We start from the raw sequence: 20,613 nt of genomic DNA, 5'->3' as shown, positions 1-20,613 counted from the left end.
ATGCTGTTCGCTTATCGCCCCGAAGCTGGTGGCTTGACCCAGATGCCGCTGCCCGTCGATCTGACAGCGGCGCTGTGGATCGACCTCTATCGTCCCTTATCCAATCAGGCCGCTGATGTGGCGCGCTTGGGTCTGCCGGTGCCGACGCTGGCGGATATGGAGGAGATTGAACTCTCGAACCGTCTGTATCGCGAAGGCGGGGCCGATCACATGACTGTGGTTTTGCCCGGTCTGTCAGAAAGCAAAGCGCCGATTTCTGGCCCGGTCTGCTTTATCCTGTCGCAGGAGCGGCTGATCACCGTGCGCCACCACGCGCCGCGCCCGTTTGAGACGTATCCGGCCCGTGCCGACAAAGTTGGCCCCGGCTGTGATCGGCCAGAGCGGCTGTTTCTGGGGCTGATTGAGGAAATCATCGGGAGGATGGCCGATATTCTCGAAGGCATCGGGCGCGGCTTGGATGACGTGGCATCGGGGATTTACAGCGGCGGCGCGAATGGCTTGCAGGCGGATGCGTTGCAAAGCGCGCTGGAGAAGGTGGGTCGTGAAGGCGACCTTCTGGGTCGGGTGCGTCTGGGTCTGTTGACGGTGGAGCGCGCGGTCAGCTTCTTCGGTCAGACCCTTTCGGACCGTGCCGAGGGCGACGTGTTGCGCCCCTTGGTGAAGGGGCTGATGCGGGATTTGCAGGCGTTGGAGGTGCATGCGGATTTCTTGGGCTCGCGTCTGGCGCTGACCTCGGACGCGACGCTTGGCATGATCAATCTGTCGCAAAACGTCACGGTGCGGATCGTGTCGGTGGTGGCGGCTTTGTTCATGCCGCCGACTTTGATCGCCAGTCTGTATGGGATGAACTTTGCCGTGATGCCCGAACTGGCGTGGCAATACGGCTATCCTTTGGCACTGATCCTGATGCTGGCCTCGGCCAGTGGAACCTATCTTTTCTTCAAATGGAAGCGATGGCTATGATTGAGATTCGGGATTTGGCGAAAAGTTTTACCCTGCACAACCAAGGCGCTGCGGTGATCCCGGTGATGGCTGGGGCGAACCTGCATGTGCGTCCGGGCGAATGTGTCGGGCTGATCGGGGCCTCGGGTGCTGGCAAATCGACGCTGATGCGGATGGTCTGGGGCAACTACCTTGCGGCCTCGGGCAGCATTATGGTGGGCGGCCTGGATGTGGCGCAGGCGCAACCCCGGCAGATCATCGCTCTGCGGCGGCAGGTGCTGGGCTATGTCAGCCAGTTTCTGCGGGTGGTCCCTAGGGTGCCTACGTTGGATGTGGTGGCCGAGCCTTTGTTGAACCTTGGCGTGTCGGGCGATAAAGCGCGGGCGCGGGCGGCGGAACTTCTGGCACGGCTGAACATTCCACAGCGGTTGTGGGGGCTGTCGCCCACCACATTCTCGGGCGGCGAGCAGCAGCGCGTGAACATCGCGCGCGGTTTTGCGCATCCCTATCCGGCGCTGTTGCTCGATGAACCAACCGCCAGCCTTGATGCGGTGAACCGGGAGGTGGTGTTGGAGCTGATCGAGGAAGCCAAGGCGCGCGGGGCGGCGATCTTGGGGATTTTCCATGATGAAGCCGCACGGGACCGGGTTTGTGATCGGGTGGTGGACGTGCGTGAATTCACGCCCAAGGTTGCGGCATGACGGGGCGGGTGTTTCTGGTCGTTGGGCCTTCCGGCGCGGGCAAGGACACCCTGCTGGCGGGAGCTGCGGCGGCGGACCCTCGGCTGCACTGGGCGCGCCGGGTGATCACGCGCGACACTGCGGCGGGCGGTGAGCCATTTGAGGGCGTAACTGAAAGCGCTTTTCAGGCACGACTGCAGGCGGGAGAATTTGCGCTGCAGTGGCAGGCGCATGGGCTTTGCTACGGCGTGCCTTATGCCGAGTTGAGACCGTTGCAGGATGGGCGGGATGTGCTGATCAATGGCTCTCGGGCCGCGTTGCCTGCGGCACTCGCGGCCTTTCCGGGGCTGCGGGTGATCCAGATTTCGGCACCGATGGCGGTGTTGGCGGATCGTTTGGCATCGCGCGGGCGGGAGAGCCACGCCGATATTATCGCACGGTTGCAGCGGGCGAATTATGCTTTGCCAGAAGGGATTCCGGCGATTGAGATCAGCAATGATGCCAGCCCCGAAAAGGGCATCGCAAAGCTGCTTTATGCGCTGAGGGCGTAGCGGTGCAGCAGGTGAAAACGGCCCATGGCGTCCTCGCCGCACAGGCAAAGGTCGCGGATTTGGAATGGTGCGGGGATCAGGCCCGCGAAGTGATTGGCGGCGGCTTTGGTGACCGCGGTTTCGGCCTCGTCCAGCGGACCGGACAGGGTCAGGTGGAACTGAAACTGTTCCATCACATAGGGATAGCCGTAGGTTGCCAGCAGATCACGCTGGCGCGGGGCCAAGCGGTCGGGTCGGCGGCGGGCTGTTTCGGCGGGCGTCAGGGCGGCGCGGTAGGGGTCAAGGGCGCGCACCACTTCGGCGGCGAAGGTTTGCAGGGCGGTGGTATCGCCCAACGGAGTCAGCGCGAGGAAACCTTCGAGGTTGACCATCTGAAGCCCCGGCAGTTCCAGCGGGGTAAGGCTGGTGGCCAGTCGTGCCGTAGCCTGCGCCAGATTGGCGGGGGTGACGCCCTCGGCCAGACGGAACGGCGGTTTAAGGGTGGCGTGAAAGCCGTATTTGCGCGGCTCGGCGGTGATATCCACCAAGGGGCGCGGCAGGTCGGGCGTGGGTTGCGCCACAGCAGCCCCCTGCGTCAAATCCCAGCCGAGCCAGCTTGCTGCGGCATCGGCGAAGGCTCCCGGTTCGGGCACATAGTAGATCGCGAAGCGTTTCATCTGGTCCATAGCCGCCGCCTTTACCCGCCCATCGTCACACCGTTGTGACAGTTTTCTGCCATCTGTTTTACACAAGCACAATGAAGGCCTGATGATGACTGAGACGATCCTTGCCAATGCCACGCTGGTTCTGCCGCATGAAGTGATCCATGGCTCGATCCGCATTGAAGGCGGCGCAATTACTGCAATAGATCAAGGCACTGCTATCCCACAAGGTAGCTTAGATTGCAGGGGCGATCTGCTGATGCCGGGGCTGATCGAGTTGCACACCGACAATCTGGAACGTCATATTGAGCCGCGCCCCAAGGTCAACTGGCCGCATGCCAGCGCAATCATCGCACATGATGCAGAACTGGCGAGTGTCGGCATCACCACGGTATTCGACGCGCTGCGGGTGGGGTCGATCACCTCGTCGAAGAAGATGAATTACGGCGAATATGCCCGGCATCTCGCTGATGAAATTTTGGGGCTGCGGGAAAAGGGTGCGCTGAAGATCAGCCATTTTCTGCATCTGCGGGCAGAGGTGTGCAGCGAAACCCTGATTGCCGAACTGGCGAAGTTTGGCCCGGCGGATCGCATCGGTATTATGTCGTTGATGGATCACACGCCGGGCCAGCGGCAGTTCCGCGATATCACCCAGTTGCGCGCCTATGTCTGCAGCAAGCATGGGTTGTCGGAGAGCGAATTTGAAAGCCATGTTGCCGAACAGGTGGCGATTTCCACACGGCTGGGCAAAGCGCATGAGACGGCGGCTGTCAGCGAGGCGCGGCGCTTTGGAGCGGTGCTTGCCAGCCATGATGATACCACAGCCGAACAGGTGGCGATTTCGGCCCAGCACGGCGCGCATTTTGCCGAGTTTCCGACGACGGTGGAGGCAGCACAGGCCTGCCATGCGCAGGGCATCAAGGTGATGATGGGGGCGCCGAACCTGATCCGGGGCGGCTCTCATTCCGGCAATGTGGCGGCAAGCAAGCTGGCCAAGGCGGATCTGCTGGATATTGTCTCGTCGGATTATGTGCCATCAGCGCTGCTGTCGGCGGCTTTGCTGCTGGGCGATCTGTGGGGCGATGTGGCGCGCGGGGTGCGTTGTGTGACGCAAGCCCCGGCGCAGGCGGCGGGGTTGGCGGACCGTGGCACGATCAGTCTTGGCGCGCGCGGCGATGTGATCCGGGTGGCGCGGGTTGCAGGGGCTGCGGCTTTGCGCGGGACTTGGGTGCAGGGGCAGCGGGTGGGTTAACGCCTAGTCCGCCATCCAGCGATAGCCGATGCCGGGTTCGGTGCGGATCAGATCGGGGGCGCTGGGATTGGACTCTATCTTCTGGCGCAACTGGCCGATGAAGACGCGCAGATAGGGCACGTCCTCGCCATGCGCGGGGCCCCAGATTTGCAGCAAAATCTGGCGGTGGCTTAGCACCCGGCCCGGATTGCGCGCCAGCATCACCAGCAGATCAAATTCTGTCGGCGTCAGATGCACCTGCGCGCCGTCACGGGTCACAGAATGGCCCGGCAGGTCGATCACCAGCGGGCCTTGGCGCAAAATATCCTCGGGCTGCGGGGCTTTGCGCAGACAAGCCCGCAGGCGCGCAAGGAGTTCGCCGATGCCAAAAGGCTTGGCGACGAAATCATTGGCGCCAAGGTCCAAAGCCATGATCTTTTCCATCTCTTGATCATGCGCGGAAAGCACGATGATAGGCAGGTTAGATTTGGCGCGCAGGGTTTCGATCACCGCTTTGCCGTTCAGATCGGGCAGGCCGAGATCAAGGATCATCGCATCGGGTTTCTGCGCGGCGACGGCCTGCAAAGCGCCCTGCCCTGTCGCCGCAAAGCAGGTGTCATAGCCCGAGGCTGTCAGCGCGTGGCCAAGAAAGCGCTGAATCTGCGGCTCGTCATCGACGATCAGAATCAGGGGTTTTGGCAAGATCGGGGGATTGCTCATGCTGAGGCTTTCGGCAACGGCAGAGAGATATGCATCGCGGTGCCGTGGCCATCGGCGACCGGGCTTTCGGCGGTCAGACTGCCGCCAAGCGCTGCGGCGATGCCATGGCAGATCGTCAGGCCAAGGCCGGTGCCGGGCACGTTTGGATTGGCGCGGAAGAACGGCGTGAAGATTTGCGCCAGCGCTTCGGGGGGAATACCGGGGCCTTGATCGGTGACGGTCAGGGTCAAGGTTGTCGGTTGCACGCGAGCGGTGATCGCGATCCGCGCGGGCGGGGTTGAGAATTTCACCGCATTGTCGATCAGGTTGAACAGGCTTTGTTCCAGCAGCGCAGATTCGGCGCGGATCATCGGCAGGTCAGGCAGATCAGCCGTTATCTCGGCCAGCGGAAAGGCCCGATGCGCGCGCGCCACCGCCGCCGCGATCACATCCGTAGGGTCTACCCAGATCAGATGCAGCGCCAATCCGGCTTGCAGCCGGGTCATGTGCAGCAGGTTGTCGACGTAACTCGCCAGCCGCTGCGCTTCTTCTTCAATCGCCAAAGCCAGATCGTCGCGCGCGGCGGGCGGCAGGGTCGCGCCCAGCTGGCGCAGGCTGGTGATTGCGCCCAGAATGGTCGCCAATGGTGTGCGCAGATCGTGTGAGAGTGAGGTGAGCAAAGCCGCGCGCAACTGCTCACGCGTGGCGGCGGTGCGGGCATCTTCGGCAGCTTGAGCAAAGCGCAAGCGCTCCAGCGCAAGGTTGGCTTGGTTGCAGATCACTTCGATGGCAGCGGCACGGGCAAAGCGATCTGGGCGCTGCGCATCAAGGCGGTGATAACCCAGCACCAACACCACCTGCCCCTGCTGCATCAACGGCAGGAAGGTGTAGCGACCGCCCTGCTGTCCCGGTTCGGCGGCGTCTTGCGGAATGTGGCGGCGAAACGCGCGCTCTGCCGCTTGCAGGTCTGCGGCCTGCAGATCGGTGGCGTCAGGATTGCCGTCGTGCAGCACCAGCGCAGGCCCATGCGCCAGCGCTGTGGCGTGGATCACCAAAGCCTGCTCGACGGCCACGGGCTCATCCGCTTCGGCGAGATCGGTGGCAAAGGCCGACAGCACTTCCAGCACCGCAGCACGGGATTTGGCGGCATTGGCTTCTTCGCGCAACCGTCCGGCCAAAAAGCCGGTCAGGCCCGCGACGCAGAGGAATTCCGCCAGCACCAGAAGATCGCCGGGCTTGGCGATGGCCAGCGTGTAAAGTGGGGCCACGAAAAGGAAATTGAACAGCGCGAAGGCTGCGATGGCGGTGGCAATGCCGATCCAGAAGCCAAAGCGCACAGCGGCCAACAGCACGGCGACAAAGAACAAAAACAGCCCTGACGGTTCGGGGAAGCTGTCTTGTGTCAGATGCGTGCCCAAGGCGGCAACCGTCAGAAACAGCACAGCCCCCAGCACTTGCGGCAGTCTGGGCAGAGCCGCCCAGCCTTCCTGTCGTGGCAGCAATGGCGTAGGCGTCAGCATCGCCGAAGTTTTAGCCGCTTGGCCCCTGCTGTCCATGATCTTTACGCAATCCTTATGCCGGGGCGCAAACCCCCTGTCGCATCCTTATGCAGCAATCCCCAGATTGCCCGCAATCGGCCAGACGTGGCTTTTTGAGGATCAATGCCGTGACCACCACAGAGCTTAGCCTTCACCCCCGCAAACATCCCGGCATTCTAGCGCTGTCGCTGGGCTCCATCGGGGTGGTGTACGGTGACATCGGCACCTCGCCGCTCTATGCTTTCCGCGAGGCGTTGCGGGCGGCGGGCGACACCGGGCGCGAGACCGTGCTGGGGGTGTTGTCGCTGATCCTCTGGGCGCTTATCATCGTGGTGACGCTGAAATATGTGCTGATCCTGCTGCGGGCGGACAACCAAGGCGAGGGCGGCACGCTGTCGCTGCTGGCGCTGGCGCAGCGCGCGATGGGGCGGCAAACCTCGGTTGTGCTGATGGCTGGGCTGATCGGAGCGGCGCTGTTTTACGGCGATGCCGCAATTACGCCTGCGATTTCAGTGCTGTCGGCGGTCGAGGGCTTGAGTCTCGTCACCACCCAGCTTGACGCCTATGTGCTGCCGATCACGCTGGTGATCATCGTGGCTTTGTTTGCGGTGCAAGCGCGGGGTACGGCGGCGGTGGCGAGCTTCTTTGGCCCGATCACGCTTGTGTGGTTTGGCGTGCTGGCATGGGGCGGGGTGGCACAAATCGCCACTGATCCGGCGATCATGGCGGCGCTGAACCCGATCCACGCCGCACGCTTTCTGGCCAATCACGGCTCCATCGGGTTGGTCGTGCTGGGCGCGGTGTTTCTGGCTGTGACCGGGGCCGAAGCGCTGTATGCTGATTTGGGTCATTTTGGCCGCCGCCCGATCACCCTTGCATGGGTCGCGGTGGCGTTGCCCGCGTTGACGCTGAACTACTTGGGCCAAGGCGTTCTGGTGCTGCAACACCCCGAGACTTTAGACAATCCGTTCTACCTGATGTATCCCGATTGGGCGCTGCTGCCAGTGGTTTTGCTCGCGACGATGGCGACGATCATCGCGTCTCAGGCCGTGATCACCGGAGCCTTCTCGCTGACCCGCCAAGCCATCCAGCTGCGTCTGCTGCCGCGTCTGAAAATCCGCCACACCTCGGAAACGCAAGAAGGACAGATCTATTTGCCCAGCGTCAACGCCATGCTGTTGGTAGCAGTGCTGGCACTGGTGGTGGGCTTTGGCAACTCTGCTGCGCTGGCTCATGCTTATGGCATCAGTGTCACTGGCACGATGGTGGTCACAGCCCTGCTGGCGCTGATTGTGGTCAATAAACATTGGGGCTGGCCGCTGTGGGCCGCAACCCTGCTTATTGCCCCCTTCCTGTTGATCGATTTGATCTTTCTCGGCGCGAACCTGCTAAAAGTCTTTGACGGTGGCTATGTGCCGCTGGCTTTGGCCGCCGTAGTGATCTGCGTCATGCTGACATGGCGGCAGGGTACTGCCGTTCTGGTGCGCAAGGAACATGAAGCCGAGGTGGCTTTGACCACCATTCTGCGGCAGGTCGAAACCAAGCCGATCCCGGTGATCCCCGGCACCGCGATCTACCTGACCTCTAGCCCAGACACTGCCCCGGTGGCCTTGCTGCACAGCCTGAAGCACTTCAAAAGCCTGCATGCGCAGAATGTAATCCTGACGATTGTGACCGCCACTGTGCCACGCGTCGCCATCGAGGACCGCGTCAAGATGGAGGAAATCACCCCCCGCTTCCGCCGCATCAGCCTGACCTATGGCTACATGGAGGACCCGAACGTGCCGGACGGCCTGATGCTGTGCCGCAAGCTGGGTTGGAAGTTTGACATCATGTCGACCTCGTTCCTGCTGTCGCGCCGCTCGCTGAAACTGTCGAGCAAAAGCACCTTGCCAGGCTGGCAGCGCCGGATATTCATCTTCATGGCGCGCAATGCCGCAGGGGCGTCAGATTACTTCCACATCCCCGCAGGTCGGGTGGTTGAGATCGGCACGCAGGTCAACCTTTAACCAGGTCTGACCTTAACCAGGTCTGGCTTCAACCAAGTCTGGCTTTAACCCGGTCTGGCTTTAACCCGGTCTTCGGCTCAAACGCAGCCCGGTTTTGGCATCGAACAGATGCACAAGGCCGGGTTTTGGCATAAGCCCAATCTGATCACCGCGCTTGATATTGGGCCGATCGGTGAAGACGGCGTGCAGGGTAAGGCAACCCGCTTGCATCGCGACAAACATCGCCGTCCCGGTGCTTTCGACAATACCCACCTGCCCCGCAATCGCCCCCGGCGCATCCGGGCTGGAAAGCTCCAGATGCTCGGGCCGGATGCCGTACAGCACCGCCCCCGTGCCGTGGCTTTGAATGGGCAACACCTGCCCCGAGGCCAGCCGCACTTGGCTACCCTCACCCATCGCATCGAGCAAATTCATCGCCGGTGAGCCGATAAACCCCGCCACAAAACTGTTCGCTGGCTGATCATATAATTCCAACGGCGGCCCCGCCTGCTCTAACCGTCCGGCGCGCATCACCGCAATGCGGTCGGCCATCGTCATCGCCTCGACCTGATCATGCGTCACGAAGATCGAGGTCGACCCCAGCCGTTCATGCAAAGCCCGGATTTCTGCCCGCATCTGCACCCTCAAGGCGGCGTCGAGGTTCGACAAAGGCTCGTCAAACAAAAACACCGCAGGCTGGCGCACAATCGCCCGCCCCATCGCGACGCGCTGCCGCTGCCCACCCGAAAGCTGTTTTGGCGTGCGATCCAAGTAAGGCGTCAGGCCCAAAATTTCGGCCGCTTTCGACACAGCCGCCGCGATCTCCGCTTTGCTGGCCCCGCGCAGATGCAGCGAAAACCCCATATTGTCGCGCACCGACATATGCGGATAAAGCGCGTAATTCTGGAACACCATCGCGATATCGCGCTGCTTTGGCTCGACGTCATTCACCACCCGACCCGCGATGGAAATCGTGCCAGAACTGATCTCCTCCAACCCGGCGATCATCCGCAACAGGGTGGATTTGCCACAGCCCGAGGGGCCAACCAGCGCGACAAACTCGCCATCCGCCACGTCAAAGCTGACACCATGCATCACCTTGGTCGTGCCGTAGGATTTCGTCACATCACGAATGGAAACTTCGGCCATTTCGTCCTCGTCTGAATGAGTGGGATGGCTTATTGCAGCACAACAACCTTGCTCAGATGCCGGGGCGCTTCCGAGTTTATACCCTTCGACAGCGCCACCAATTCTCCCAGCATCTGCAATGCGGGCAGGCAGGCCAGTGCATTGGCATCATCCGACAGCCCCAAACCTTGGCCCAAATCAATCCGCAGATCCCCCGGCCCGTTGAAGCCGATCACCACCGCACCCTTGGCCTGTAATTCAGCCACCACAGCCGCTTCCTCGGTCGCAGTCGCCGCCGAATACAGCATCACCACCAATGACGTATCGTCGATCAAAGACACCGGGCCGTGGCGGTATTCCATCGGGTGAAACGCCTGACTGTAAGAGATGCTCATCTCTTGCAACTTGAGGCAGCCCTCGGTCGCCATGCCGTAATTGGGCCCAGCCCCCAGATAGACGAAATGACTGCGCCCGTGCAGCAGGCCCACGATCCCCGCCTCAAGGGCAGCCATAGAAGCTGCCGCTTGCATGGGGATCGTCTGCTGCAGCGAAACCCCCGCCATCCGTAAACCCGCCAGCAACATCAGACTGGCCGAGACCGACATCACGATGCCTTCGGACGGATCGGTCGGCAGATATAACGCCTGATCCGCTGCGTGCAGGATGGTGGAATCCGGCTCACACGACACCGCCAACGTCCGCCAACCCCGCGCGCGGCTTGTCTCAATCGCCTGCACGGTTTCGGATGTGGTGCCGGAACGGGATAGCCCGATCACCAGCACGCCCTCGGTGTTCGCCAGATAACATTCCGGCCTGCGCGCCCATTCCGCGCCGGGGACCGCCAGCGCCGCTTGGCCTTTCGCGTTGAACGCGCAAGCGATCACCTGCGCCAGATAGAAAGAGGTGCCGCAGCCGATGATCACCACCGTTGTGGCCTTCACCGCAGGCAATTCTTGAACCAATGCGGCGGTCCAATACGGGAACTGACGTCGGATGACGGTCTCAGTGATCGTAGCAGTCATAATTTCTCTTTCCTTACAGTCAGTTATTTCCCCGCTCCGGCCATCAGGCCCGAGACGAGATATCGGTTGAGAAACAGCACCAGCAGCATCGGAGGCAGGATGGCGATGATCCCCGCCGCGTTCATCAACCCGTAATCGACATAGTTGCGGGTGACAAATTCGGGGATCAGCACGGTCAACGGCTTGGTCGCAAGCGTCGGGGAAAACACCAGCGGCACCATGAACTGCCCCCAAGCCGACAGGAATGTCAGGATGCCACACGCCACCAGCCCCGGTCCCGCCAAGGGCAGCACGATCTGCACAAAGGCGCGCAATTTCGACGCGCCATCCAGCCAAGCCGCTTCCTCCAGCGACAATGGCATCGCCTGATAGACCGAGCGCATCAGCCACAAAGCCAACGGCAAAAACGCCGAGACATAGATCAGCGTGACGCCCGTGTAGGTATCAATCAAGCCCATCGAAATCATCAGGCGATAAAGCGGGATCATCACTGTATAGGCCGGGATCGCTAAGGTCGCGACCACCAGCACGAACAGCACATCGCGGCCAGGAAACTCCAACCGCACAAAGGCCCAAGCCCCGAAAGCCGCGATGATCACCACCAGCGCCGTGGCGGCCAGCGCGGTGATCAGGCTATTGACAAAGGCGCGCGAGAACTGTGGCCACACCGAAGCCACCTCATTGCCCTGCGAGGTCGAAGTCGCGCCGAACAGCTTGGCATAATGCTGCCATGTCGCAGTTTCCGGCCAGAAATGCAGGTTATCGGATACCAAAGCATTGGGCGGCGTGATCGAGGTGACGAACGACCAATACACCGGGCCAACCGACCACAAGACCAGCAACACCACGCCCAGACACAGCCCGATCTGCCCCGGCAGATGTTTCAAAGCGCGGCTCATTCAAACCTCGTTTCACGGTAAACCCGCAGCACATATATCAGAGACACCGCGAGTGAGACCACCATGGTCAGCACCGACAACGCCATCCCGCCCGAGAATTTCATGTTCTGAAACGCCAGCACATAGACCTGAATGATCACCGAACGGGTATCGAGCGAGGCCCCGTTCAAAATCCACGCCTCATCAAACAGGTTCACCGCAAACACTGTCGATTGTGACAGCGCAATCGCCAGACCGGGGGCGATCAGTGGCAGAGTGATCTTGCGCAGGCGTTGTAGCGGCGTGGCTCCGTCCAACCGCGCCGCCTCGTATAGCTCGGCCGGGATAGATTGCAGTGCTGCCAGCAGAATGATCACCGTCAGCGGCATCATCCGCCACGCATGCACGACAGACACCAACAGCAGCCCGGTCTCGCGGTTGTTGAACCAGACCTGCGGCGTGTCGATGATCCCGGCGCTTAGCAACAGACCGTTCAGCAAGCCGTAGCTAGGGTTATAAATCCACATCCAGATAATCGCATTGACCACCGGCGGCAGGCACCACGGCAGCACCACAATCGCCAGCAACCAGCGCCGCCCGATCTTGATGCGGTTCAGCAGCAGGGCCGCAGCAAGGCCGCCGACGGTCTCAATAAACACCGCCAAAGCCACATAGATCGCGGTGGTGATCCAAGCCGCGTTGACGGTGCTGTCTTTCAGCAGATTGGCGTAGTTCTTCAGACCGACAAACGGCGTGCCGGGTTTCATCGGCTCGATGCGGAACAGGCTGTCGAACAGGGTGGACAGCAGTGGCAAAAACACCAACCCGCCCATGATCAGCGCCACGGGCAAGGCCAACGCCAGCCCGAGGCGCGCGTCTTTTCCCAACCGAGGGGGTCTGATCAGCAAAGCCATTCCCCCCGCCGCGCTTATTCCTGCGCCGTTGCAGCGGCTTCGGCGATCTGCGCCACCGCTTGATCAACCGTCAACTGCCCCTTCGCCGCCGCGTTCAACGCCGTGGCGACAGCACCGGAGAATTCCGGATACCACCCCGGAGTGCCTTGCGCGAACAAAGGCTCCACCACCTCGGCCTGCGCGATTAACACATCGCCCTGCTTCAGATTTCCGGCCTCGTTCAGGGTTTTCAACACCGAAAGCCGCGTCGGCAGATTGCCCAGCAAGCGGTAGTTCGCCTCCATCGTCGCGGGGTCGAGCATCCACTGAATAAACGCCGCCGCCTGCTCCTTGTTTTCCGCGTTCATCGGAATCCCCAAGGCTCCCGGCAGACCAAAAGTCCGGGATTTTCCGTCCACATTCGGCATCAACGCCGCCGCCACATCCGCCGCCACCTGAGATTTCGCGGGGTCGGTATAGACCGCCAAATTGCCCGCCCAGCCCGCCACATCAAACGTCGCCTTGCCCGCCTTGAACAACTCTTGCACCTCGACATCCTTCAGGCTGGTCGAGGCCGGATCAATCAGCCCCTCATTCAACGCGGCAATCTCAAACGCCATCGCGAGGTAGCCAGCCGAGGCCGGATCGGTGAACAATGGCTTGAAATCGGCATCGAACAGATCGCCACCAAACGCCTTGGTCAGCAAATACCACGCGGTCGCGGCCCCTTCCGAGGCCGACAGCGGCAGCGCAATCGGATAGTCCGCGATCTTGGCGGCCTTCACCGCGCGGGCGGCGTCCAGCAATTCCGCCGGGGTTTTCGGAACCGCCACACCCGCCGCCGTCAGATGCGCTGCGTTGTAAATCAGCACGCGGAAGTCGTTGTTGTAAGGCACGCCGATCAGCTTGCCGTCATAGGTGAAGATCGAGGTGGTCGGCAGATCGGCCTTCAACTCCGCGCTCAGCAAAGCGTCCAGCGGATCGTACCACCCTGCCGAGCCGAACTGGCCAACCCAGCTCCAATCCATTTCTGTCACGCTGGCGGGCGCGGTATTGGCCAGCATCGAGGTCACGATCTTGGTGCGGATTTCGTCCCAGCCAAGGGTTTGAATATCCAAACCGCCACCTGCATAGGTGTCGGTCATCTCTTTCGGCAGCGTCACCCAAGGCGGCAGCAACACCGCCAAACTTCCCGCTGCAAGGCCAAACGAAGGCAGCAACGCGCCAAGGCCCAACGCCGAGGCAGAAAGCAGAAAATCCCGTCTTTTCATAGTGTCACCCTGTTGTCGGCCCCTTATTGGGGCGTTGCGCTTTTGGTTAATTCCGTCTGCAATGTCGCGATAAACTCCGGCCCTATTGCCCATCCGGCAGCCTTCGCCGCCGCCAGGGCCGCCCCACCCACGGGGGGTAAAACCGGCGGCACGGGTCGCCCCAGCGCAACCGTCAGAGCCGCCATCAGCGTGGCATCCTGCATCACACCCCCGGCAAAGCTCCAGCGCAACGGCGCATCCAATCCGGAAAGCCGCGCCGCCGTCCGCCCTGCCAGCGCCAGATGCGTGGCGGCGTCTTGCATCAAAGCCAAAGCCTCAACAACGCCCACATCTGCCAACCGCGACACCAAAGCCGCCACCGAGGCCAACCCCGCCCGCGTGTCCTGCCCATAGGTCCAACCGAGCAAATCCTCCGATGCCACCCCCATCTCGCGCAGCAAGCCATGCGCGAAGCCCGAGGGGGGTTTGCGGCCATCCAGATGCTGGCTCGCCAGCGCCAAAGCCGCGCGCCCGATCCAATGCGCCGAGCCTTCATCGCCAAACAGATGGCCCCAGCCGCCAACCCGGTGCGTGCCCAAAGGCCCCCGCGCCCAGGTCATCGAGCCTGTGCCTGCCAGCACCAAAACCCCGGCCTCACCCGCCATGGCCCCGTGAAACGCTACCGCGACATCGTTCATCACCACGGCTTGTGGGCCAAACAGATCAGCCACCACCGCCACCTGCCGCGCAGAAACCGCAGCAATCTCGCCATGACAGGGCAGCCCCAGAACAGCGCCAGACACCGGGCCGAGTTCTGCCGCCAACAAAGCCAAACGCGCTTGCCAATCCGTGCCCGCCGTGGGGTCCAACCCCTCAGCCCGCGCCCGCGCCAGAACCCGCCCCGCGCGGTCGATCACCACCGCGTCGGTCTTGCTGCCGCCGCTATCCAGCCCAAGAATCCGGTCCATCACGCGACTTCCGCCACGGTTACCGCACACCCCAAGCCCTCCAGCACATCCCGCCAGCCAATACCCAGCCGCGCATCGCTCAGCAGCCGCATCCCCGCGCTCAGTTGCGCCACGCCATAGGTCAGTTGCGGCCCGAACTTGTCCGCATCCGCCACGATCACCGGGGCCTTGCTGCGCGTCAGCATCAGCGCATTGATCCGCGCCTCTTGCTCATCACGGCTGGAAATCTCGCCCTTGTCCGAGATGCCGCCCGCCCCCAGAAACAACTGGTCAAACCACAGCTTCTCCAGCACCGCCTCGGCCAAAGGCCCGACCATCGAGGCGTTTTGCCGCCGCAAACTGCCGCCCAGCAAGGTGACGCCAATTTCTGCCACAGGCATCAGAACCTGCGCCACCGGCAGGCAATTTGTGAACACCCGCAGCGGCATCGGGTTCAACCGCAGCCGCCGCGCCAGTTGCAACACGGTGGTGCCCGCATCCAGAAACACCGAAGTTTCCGGTCGCAGCATCTGATACGCCGCCTCGCCAATCGCGCGCTTGGCGGGCAGGTTGATCTGCTCGCGGCTCTCAAACGCCACCTCAACGCCCGAGGTTTCGGCAATCTGCGCCCCGCCATGGGTGCGCAAAATCTGCCCCTCGGCCTCCATCATCAGCAAATCACGCCGCACCGTCGGCTCCGACGCACCCACCGCCGCCGCAATCTCGGCAATCGAGCTATAGCCCTTGGCGAACAGGTGCTGCCGGATGGCGGTGGCGCGATCAATCTTCATGGAGATCCTGTTTTCGGGTATAGCGCTATAGGAGGAGCAAAAATAATCACTGTCAATCACAATGATGATCATTTATGATTTTTTACAGCGATCCGCTCGCTAAATTTGATCAAAAAGGATCGATCCGCAATGTCCACCGCCGCCCTGCTTGCCCTCGCCCCCGCTCGGAAATCTGGCCAAGTGCTTGGCATCCCGTCGATTTGCTCGGCACATCCGGTGGTGATCGCCGCCAGCTTCGCACTGGCGCGCGCGCGTGGCACCCCGGTGTTGATCGAGGCGACCTGCAATCAGGTCAACCACGAGGGCGGTTATACCAGCATGACCCCCGCCGATTTTCGCCGATTTGTGCTGGGAATCGCGCAGGATGAGGGCTTTGATCCCGCAGGCCTGATCCTTGGCGGCGATCATCTGGGGCCGAATCCGTGGACAGCCCTGCCCGCCGCCGAAGCCATGTCGAAAGCCTGCGATATGGTCGCGGCCTATGCGCAGGCCGGGTTCGGCAAGATCCATCTTGATGCCAGCATGGCATGCTTGGGCGACCCCACTCCGCTGCCCGACGCCACCATCGCCAGCCGCAACGCCGAACTCGCGGCTGTCGCCGAAGCCCACAGCCCGATGCCCCCGGTCTATATCATCGGCACCGAAGTCCCGGTCCCCGGTGGCGCTTGGGAGGAGGTTGAAGGCCTGACCCCCACCCCGCCCGAAGCCGCCCTCGCCACCGTTGCCTTGCAACGCGAGGCGTTCAAAGCCGCTGGCGTTGAGGCCGCTTTCGCGCGCGTGGTGGGGTTGGTGGTGCAACCCGGCGTCGAATTTGGCAATGAAAACGTCGTCGCCTATGACCGCCCCGCCGCCCGGGCTCTGGTCGCCTGCCTGCCGAAATTGCCGATGTTGTTTGAAGCCCATTCGACCGATTACCAGACCGCGCACGCGCTCGCCGCCCTTGTGCAAGACGGCTTCGGCATCCTGAAAGTCGGCCCCGGCCTGACGTTTGCGTTGCGTGAGGCGCTGTACGGTTTGGATCATATCGCCGATGTGCTGTTCCCCGGTCACACACCCCTGCGCCTGACGATGGAGACTTTGATGCAGCAGAAACCGCAGCATTGGGCGAAATATTATCACGGCACCGCCCTGCACCAACACCTGCAGCGCCACTACAGCTATTCCGACCGCATCCGCTATTATTGGACCGACCCGGTTGCCAGTGCCGCCGTCGCCGATCTGATGGCGCTGTTTGGCAAAAAAAGCCTCCCCGAACCGCTGATCTCGCAGCACCTTGGCGCGGCCTATGGCGCAGTAATGTCGGGCCAAACCGCCAAGACCGCCCCCGCCCTGCTGCGCGCCGCCGTCACGCGCGCGCTGACACCTTACTTTGATGCCTGCTATGGGGCGCAGTAGTCCGCCAAAGCGGCGGCCACCAGCAAACTGAAACCTGATTTTTCGGATTTGCTGGTGGCGAGAGAGAGACTTGAACTCTCGACCCCACGATTATGAGTCGTGTGCTCTAACCAACTGAGCTACCTCGCCACTGGCGCGGTGAGTAGTTTGGGGGGCGGGGGGCGTCAAGAGGTATTCTGGGTGATTTGGCGGTTTTAGGCTGGGGTTTTGCTGAACGGACAGGACGGCGCAGTCCGCCCCTGTTTTTCCCAGCGGGGAATGAATTGTGTGTCGCCCCTTCGGGACTACCACATCTTGTATCAAAAGTCGCAAAATCGACACATTCGACGCTGTGGAGCGGTAAAATCCCCCGTCGCGGCCTATTCGCAGCATTTGCGAACACCCCACGCCGCCCCGGCCTTGAGCCGGGGCCTCGCTATGACATGCGTGATGATCTGAGGCCCCGGCTCAGGCCACGGCGGCGTGGGAGGGCTAAAGTGTGGCATCTTCCGGCACGGCATGCGCCACCCTTGGCCGCCCGGAAGCGGTGACAGATATGGTCGCTTCGACAAACATCGGCTGGCCTTCGACAGAAGCGCTGCGCAGATCGCGCGCCGCCGTGATGCGCAGATCTTCGGCGCCTGCATGTTTGGCGCGGCGAACGGCTTCAATGGTCAGGGCGGCTTCGGTGGCGGCCATAGCGGCCTCGGGATTGTTGAAGGTCTGCAGGCCATCCGGCAAATGTGCGGTGAAACGACCGACACCGGAGCTGGTGACAATCGCCGTAGCGCGCTGGCTGACTTGGCCGACAACCGCGCCGATGGCATTGGCGACGCCTGCATGTTCGGGCAGGATCATCTCGCAGCCCAACCGCTTGCCCACCGCGCCGTAGTAATAGGGGGCCGAGGCACCCAACCCGATCACCGGCACGCCAAGGCGGGCAGTGAATTCGATCACCCCGCGATGCCGCCCCAAAGCCGCCCGGGTCAAAGCGTGCCGCGCCAGCACCTCGGGGCTTTCGCCTGCAAATCCGGGGTCTTCATCGAAGGCCGCTTCCAACAGGCACTCCACCGTCTGGGTGGTCAACTGATGGACAATGCCCTGCGCCAAGGCCGTGGCATCGGTCGAAAACCGCTCACCTGATCCATTGCGCCTGCGCCCCAGCAGTTCCACCGCCTTGGCCGCAGCGACGCCATCCCAAGCGTCAAGTCCGCCCAAAACGTGGCTGGCATCCGAGGGCGTCACCCCCGCCATCATCACCAAACCCCGTGCCACCAACCGCTCCAGTGCCGCGATCTCCAGCCGGGTCGTCAACACCTGCGCCATCGGCATCGGTGCGGTGATCCGCGCGAGCACGGTCAATTCGCGCGGGGAAAGCCCACCGGTCTGCCCCGGCATCGGCACCACAAACCGGCCGTCCATCTCGCCCGCCTTGTCAGACGACAACGCCTTGTCCAAAGCGGCATGCACCATCGCGCCATGCTCGGACGCCAGCAGTGACACCGGGATCAGGCGGCGCGGCCCCAGCCGCATCCCGCCCGTGAGGCCCTCGGTGATCAGATGCACTTCCGAGTCGCCGCCCAAACCGCTGGTCCGCATTGCCACCGCCTCGACCATGGTGCGGAAACCGCCGACCCGCGCGCCTTGCGGATCAATCTCGGGCAAACCGTCGCGCAACAGCGCCACATCGGTGGTGGTGCCGCCAATATCCGACACCAAAGCATCCTTCGCGCCGGTCAGCCAACGCGCGCCCACAATCGACGCCGCAGGGCCCGACAGGATCGTTTCAATCGGGCGTTCGCGCACCATTGCCGCCGAGATCAAAGCGCCATCGCCGCGCACCACCATCAAGGGGGCGGTGATGCCGATGGATTTGAGGTGACGTTCGCAGGCCGCGACAAGGCGATCAATCATCCCGATCAGGCGGGCGTTCAGCACAGCAGTCAGCGCACGTTTCGGGCCGTTCAGTTGTGCGGAGAGTTCGTGCGAGCATGTCACCGGGCGTTCGGTGACGCGCCGGATCAAATCGCGGATGGCAATTTCATGCGCCGGATTGCGGGTGGCAAAGCGGGCGGCGACGGCAAAGCCCATCACCTGCGGGCCAAGTTTTTGCAACTGTATCTCCAAGGCGGCGATGTCCAACGCGGCAACTTCTGTGCCCGCATGGCTGTGCCCGCCCGCGATTTTCACCACCGGATCGCCCTTCAGCGCCTCGATAAGTCCGCCACGCTCCAGATCGCCCTCGTCAAAACCCACGAATATCAGCGCGACGCGGCCGCCCTGCCCCTCGACCAAAGCATTGGTCGCCAAGGTGGTGGACAGCGACACCAAGGCCACATCCTTGGCGGCCACCCCAGATTGTGCCAAAGCCGCATCGACCGCGCGGCCAATGCCCAAGGCCAAATCCACCCGCGTGGTCAGCGATTTCGCCTTGCCGATCACCAGATCGGCGGCCTCATCGACGATCACCGCATCGGTATAGGTGCCACCGGTATCCACGCCCAGAAAATGCGCCATCTGTCTTCCCGTTTGATTTCCGCCCAAGCGATAGCGGGCGAGCGGGACGAAGTCAGCCCTCTGCGCGACCTTTTCGGCCCATTCGCGGCAAAACCGGCTTGCGCTTGCGCCGCGCCGCCACCGGAATCCCCTCAGCCTCGCGGTATTTCGCCACCGTGCGGCGCGCGATGGTCACACCGGTATCAATCGCCAAAGCCATCGCCAAAGCTTCATCCGACAAGGGTCGGGCCGGGTTCTCTGCCGCCACCAGCCGCGCCAGCCGCCCCCGCATCGCAGCGCCCGAGATCAGCGGCTGGCCGTTGCCGCCCAGTGCTGCGCTGAACATCTGCCGCAGCCACCAAGTGCCGCGCGGGCTGTCCAAACTGGCCCCTGATACCACCCGGCTGATCGTGCTTTCGTGAAAGCCCAAAGCCTCGGCCAGATCGGCCATGGTCATCGGGGCCAGCCCAACCGGCCCCAGCCGGATCGCCTCTTGCTGGCGCGCCAAAATCTCGCGCCCGACCAAAAGCAGGGTGGCATTGCGCGCCTCGACCATGCGCTCCAGTGCCTTGGCCTGCGACAGCCCCTCGGCCGTTCCTGCCTCTGACTTCTCCACACGCAAAGTCGGCAAGGCCGAACGGTTCAGCGCAATGCTCCAGCCCGTCGCCGTCGCCTTCACCACCAGATCAGGTTCCCGCGATTGCGCTGCGCTGATGCTGGCAAACTCTTTCCCCGGTTTGGGGTTCATCGCCCGGATCACCCGAAACCGCTGCAACACCGCCGCTTCCGAGATGTGACAAGCCTTGGCCAACCGCGCCAGATCGCCGGAGGCCAGCAGATCCAGATGCGCCAGCACAGCCGCCATCTCTTTGTCCAGCGCCCCGGCTTCAATCGCTTGCAGCCGCAGGCACTCGGCCAGATTGCGTGCAAAAATCCCCGTCGGTTCAAGCTGTTGCAGGCGGTGCAGCACGGCTTCAACCTCGGTCAGCGTGGTGCGCGTTTCGGCCACCACAAGGCTCAGCTCGGCCCCCAGCCAGCCCGACGGCTCCAACACCTCCGCCAGCGCCACGGCGATGCGCTGTTCCCTAGGCCCGAACTGCAGCGCCTCAATCGCGCCCATCACATGCGCCATCAGACTGGGGCTGGTGTCTGCGGTTTCCGCCGCAAGCCCCAAACCGCCGCCGCCCGAGCCCAACACCCCCGCCCAGCGCGGCAGCCAATCGTGCAAACCGGGCGCAGGCGGCGGCTCCAGCCGCAGATGCGGGTTTTCCGCCGCCTGCTCCTCCAGATAGCGCGTCAATCCCGCCGCATCGGTGCGCAAAATCGCAATCGAGGCTTGCAGGCTGGTGTTCAGCTCAAGCCTTTGCGTCTGTGTCAGGCCAAGGCGCTGCTGGGGTGATCTCATGCCATAAGGCTAGCCGTCAGCGCCGCGCCGCGCAACCGCCAGCGGAAGCGCTGCTCGCCCTTACCCGTTGCCCCCCTTTCCATCAACGCGACCTCACCCCTTACCCATCTGTGTCGCCTGCTCATTTCATCTTGGCGCAAATACTCCCGCCGGAGGCTT

At 62.7% G+C, this 20,613-nt stretch carries 18 protein-coding genes and 1 tRNA gene; 6 read left to right on the top strand and 13 right to left on the bottom strand.

All coding sequences use genetic code 11. The annotated features are described in order from the left end of the window. Genes ACP7AP_RS09175 through phnN form a run of 3 tightly spaced genes read left to right on the top strand, consistent with a single transcriptional unit; the run spans position 1 to position 2,173 of the window. Positions 1-963 carry a magnesium transporter CorA family protein gene (locus ACP7AP_RS09175; RefSeq protein ID WP_426033905.1) on the top strand — a complete coding sequence of 321 codons (963 nt, stop codon included), beginning with the start codon at positions 1-3 and terminating at the stop codon, positions 961-963. After that, positions 960-1,643 (top strand): phosphonate C-P lyase system protein PhnL, encoded by a 684-nt coding sequence (phnL, locus tag ACP7AP_RS09170; protein ID WP_426033904.1) that lies wholly within the window; start codon positions 960-962, stop codon positions 1,641-1,643. Before ACP7AP_RS09175 ends, phnL begins: the two co-directional genes overlap by 4 nt. Next, the gene (phnN, locus tag ACP7AP_RS09165) at positions 1,640-2,173 is read left to right on the top strand and encodes a phosphonate metabolism protein/1,5-bisphosphokinase (PRPP-forming) PhnN (protein WP_426033903.1); all 534 of its coding nucleotides are present in this window, start codon (positions 1,640-1,642) and stop codon (positions 2,171-2,173) included. The genes phnL and phnN overlap by 4 nt, the downstream gene beginning before the upstream one ends. Here the strand turns inward: phnN and ACP7AP_RS09160 are convergent. Continuing rightward, on the bottom strand, positions 2,155-2,838 hold the full coding sequence (locus tag ACP7AP_RS09160; RefSeq protein WP_426033902.1) for a DUF1045 domain-containing protein: 684 nt from the start codon (positions 2,836-2,838) through the stop codon (positions 2,155-2,157). The genes phnN and ACP7AP_RS09160 overlap by 19 nt on opposite strands. A gap of 85 nt (positions 2,839-2,923) precedes the next feature. On the opposite strand from ACP7AP_RS09160, the gene ACP7AP_RS09155 reads away from it, so the two are divergent. After that, on the top strand, positions 2,924-4,066 hold the full coding sequence (locus ACP7AP_RS09155; RefSeq protein ID WP_426034016.1) for an alpha-D-ribose 1-methylphosphonate 5-triphosphate diphosphatase: 1,143 nt from the start codon (positions 2,924-2,926) through the stop codon (positions 4,064-4,066). A 3-nt stretch (positions 4,067-4,069) separates the two neighbouring features. On the opposite strand, the gene ACP7AP_RS09150 is transcribed toward ACP7AP_RS09155, so the two are convergent. Then, the gene (locus ACP7AP_RS09150; protein ID WP_426033901.1) at positions 4,070-4,765 is read right to left on the bottom strand and encodes a response regulator; all 696 of its coding nucleotides are present in this window, start codon (positions 4,763-4,765) and stop codon (positions 4,070-4,072) included. Next, positions 4,762-6,300, bottom strand: coding sequence for a sensor histidine kinase (locus ACP7AP_RS09145; RefSeq protein WP_426033900.1), 1,539 nt, complete (start codon positions 6,298-6,300; stop codon positions 4,762-4,764). Before ACP7AP_RS09145 ends, ACP7AP_RS09150 begins: the two co-directional genes overlap by 4 nt. Positions 6,301-6,410: 110 nt before the next feature. On the opposite strand from ACP7AP_RS09145, the gene ACP7AP_RS09140 reads away from it, so the two are divergent. After that, entirely contained in the window at positions 6,411-8,291 is a 1,881-nt protein-coding gene (locus ACP7AP_RS09140) for a potassium transporter Kup (protein WP_426033899.1), read from the top strand. A gap of 60 nt (positions 8,292-8,351) precedes the next feature. Here ACP7AP_RS09140 and ACP7AP_RS09135 read toward each other — a convergent pair whose 3' ends face one another. From ACP7AP_RS09135 to ACP7AP_RS09105, 7 genes are read right to left on the bottom strand one after another with little or no spacing between them, the layout of a single operon-like run. Beyond that, positions 8,352-9,419 carry an ABC transporter ATP-binding protein gene (locus tag ACP7AP_RS09135; RefSeq protein WP_426033898.1) on the bottom strand — a complete coding sequence of 356 codons (1,068 nt, stop codon included), beginning with the start codon at positions 9,417-9,419 and terminating at the stop codon, positions 8,352-8,354. Positions 9,420-9,448: 29 nt separating this feature from the next. Further along, positions 9,449-10,420 carry an SIS domain-containing protein gene (locus ACP7AP_RS09130; protein ID WP_426033897.1) on the bottom strand — a complete coding sequence of 324 codons (972 nt, stop codon included), beginning with the start codon at positions 10,418-10,420 and terminating at the stop codon, positions 9,449-9,451. Between the two features lie 23 nt (positions 10,421-10,443). Then, on the bottom strand, positions 10,444-11,319 hold the full coding sequence (locus ACP7AP_RS09125) for a carbohydrate ABC transporter permease (RefSeq protein WP_426033896.1): 876 nt from the start codon (positions 11,317-11,319) through the stop codon (positions 10,444-10,446). Beyond that, positions 11,316-12,212, bottom strand: coding sequence for a carbohydrate ABC transporter permease (locus ACP7AP_RS09120; protein ID WP_426033895.1), 897 nt, complete (start codon positions 12,210-12,212; stop codon positions 11,316-11,318). The genes ACP7AP_RS09125 and ACP7AP_RS09120 overlap by 4 nt, the downstream gene beginning before the upstream one ends. 14 nt (positions 12,213-12,226) lie before the next feature. After that, complete coding sequence (locus tag ACP7AP_RS09115) at positions 12,227-13,462, bottom strand: ABC transporter substrate-binding protein (RefSeq protein WP_426033894.1); 1,236 nt, start codon at positions 13,460-13,462, stop codon at positions 12,227-12,229. Positions 13,463-13,485: 23 nt separating this feature from the next. After that, the gene (locus ACP7AP_RS09110; protein WP_426033893.1) at positions 13,486-14,409 is read right to left on the bottom strand and encodes an N-acetylglucosamine kinase; all 924 of its coding nucleotides are present in this window, start codon (positions 14,407-14,409) and stop codon (positions 13,486-13,488) included. Then, positions 14,409-15,179, bottom strand: coding sequence for a DeoR/GlpR family DNA-binding transcription regulator (locus tag ACP7AP_RS09105; RefSeq protein WP_426033892.1), 771 nt, complete (start codon positions 15,177-15,179; stop codon positions 14,409-14,411). The genes ACP7AP_RS09110 and ACP7AP_RS09105 overlap by 1 nt, the downstream gene beginning before the upstream one ends. Before the next feature lie 129 nt (positions 15,180-15,308). On the opposite strand from ACP7AP_RS09105, the gene ACP7AP_RS09100 reads away from it, so the two are divergent. Then, positions 15,309-16,574, top strand: coding sequence for a class II D-tagatose-bisphosphate aldolase non-catalytic subunit (locus ACP7AP_RS09100; protein WP_426033891.1), 1,266 nt, complete (start codon positions 15,309-15,311; stop codon positions 16,572-16,574). Positions 16,575-16,626: 52 nt separating this feature from the next. Here the strand turns inward: ACP7AP_RS09100 and ACP7AP_RS09095 are convergent. From ACP7AP_RS09095 to rpoN, 3 genes are all read right to left on the bottom strand, one after another. Next, positions 16,627-16,703 (bottom strand) — tRNA-Met (locus ACP7AP_RS09095). 342 nt (positions 16,704-17,045) lie between these two features. Continuing rightward, entirely contained in the window at positions 17,046-19,070 is a 2,025-nt protein-coding gene (locus ACP7AP_RS09090) for a hydantoinase/oxoprolinase N-terminal domain-containing protein (RefSeq protein ID WP_426033890.1), read from the bottom strand. 52 nt (positions 19,071-19,122) lie between these two features. Next, positions 19,123-20,454, bottom strand: a complete 1,332-nt coding sequence (rpoN, locus tag ACP7AP_RS09085) for an RNA polymerase factor sigma-54 (RefSeq protein ID WP_426033889.1) — start codon at positions 20,452-20,454, stop codon at positions 19,123-19,125. Positions 20,455-20,613: the final 159 nt, after the last annotated feature.

This window comes from Cypionkella sp. TWP1-2-1b2 (assembly GCF_049896245.1).
Classification (GTDB): domain Bacteria; phylum Pseudomonadota; class Alphaproteobacteria; order Rhodobacterales; family Rhodobacteraceae; genus Cypionkella.
This window is presented reverse-complemented; position numbering and strand designations above follow the sequence as displayed.

Excerpts from the sequence above, each read along its gene's own strand:
- ACP7AP_RS09105 (WP_426033892.1), bottom strand. The coding sequence starts at position 15,179 with ATGAAGATTGATCGCGCCACCGCCATCCGGCAGCACCTGTTCGCCAAG.
- ACP7AP_RS09155 (WP_426034016.1), top strand. The coding sequence starts at position 2,924 with ATGACTGAGACGATCCTTGCCAATGCCACGCTGGTTCTGCCGCATGAA.
- ACP7AP_RS09135 (WP_426033898.1), bottom strand. The coding sequence starts at position 9,419 with ATGGCCGAAGTTTCCATTCGTGATGTGACGAAATCCTACGGCACGACC.
- ACP7AP_RS09130 (WP_426033897.1), bottom strand. The coding sequence starts at position 10,420 with ATGACTGCTACGATCACTGAGACCGTCATCCGACGTCAGTTCCCGTAT.
- phnN (WP_426033903.1), top strand. The coding sequence starts at position 1,640 with ATGACGGGGCGGGTGTTTCTGGTCGTTGGGCCTTCCGGCGCGGGCAAG.
- ACP7AP_RS09160 (WP_426033902.1), bottom strand. The coding sequence starts at position 2,838 with ATGGACCAGATGAAACGCTTCGCGATCTACTATGTGCCCGAACCGGGA.
- ACP7AP_RS09150 (WP_426033901.1), bottom strand. The coding sequence starts at position 4,765 with ATGAGCAATCCCCCGATCTTGCCAAAACCCCTGATTCTGATCGTCGAT.
- ACP7AP_RS09115 (WP_426033894.1), bottom strand. The coding sequence starts at position 13,462 with ATGAAAAGACGGGATTTTCTGCTTTCTGCCTCGGCGTTGGGCCTTGGC.
- ACP7AP_RS09110 (WP_426033893.1), bottom strand. The coding sequence starts at position 14,409 with ATGGACCGGATTCTTGGGCTGGATAGCGGCGGCAGCAAGACCGACGCG.
- rpoN (WP_426033889.1), bottom strand. The coding sequence starts at position 20,454 with ATGAGATCACCCCAGCAGCGCCTTGGCCTGACACAGACGCAAAGGCTT.
- ACP7AP_RS09145 (WP_426033900.1), bottom strand. The coding sequence starts at position 6,300 with ATGGACAGCAGGGGCCAAGCGGCTAAAACTTCGGCGATGCTGACGCCT.
- ACP7AP_RS09175 (WP_426033905.1), top strand. The coding sequence starts at position 1 with ATGCTGTTCGCTTATCGCCCCGAAGCTGGTGGCTTGACCCAGATGCCG.
- phnL (WP_426033904.1), top strand. The coding sequence starts at position 960 with ATGATTGAGATTCGGGATTTGGCGAAAAGTTTTACCCTGCACAACCAA.
- ACP7AP_RS09120 (WP_426033895.1), bottom strand. The coding sequence starts at position 12,212 with ATGGCTTTGCTGATCAGACCCCCTCGGTTGGGAAAAGACGCGCGCCTC.
- ACP7AP_RS09090 (WP_426033890.1), bottom strand. The coding sequence starts at position 19,070 with ATGGCGCATTTTCTGGGCGTGGATACCGGTGGCACCTATACCGATGCG.
- ACP7AP_RS09125 (WP_426033896.1), bottom strand. The coding sequence starts at position 11,319 with ATGAGCCGCGCTTTGAAACATCTGCCGGGGCAGATCGGGCTGTGTCTG.
- ACP7AP_RS09100 (WP_426033891.1), top strand. The coding sequence starts at position 15,309 with ATGTCCACCGCCGCCCTGCTTGCCCTCGCCCCCGCTCGGAAATCTGGC.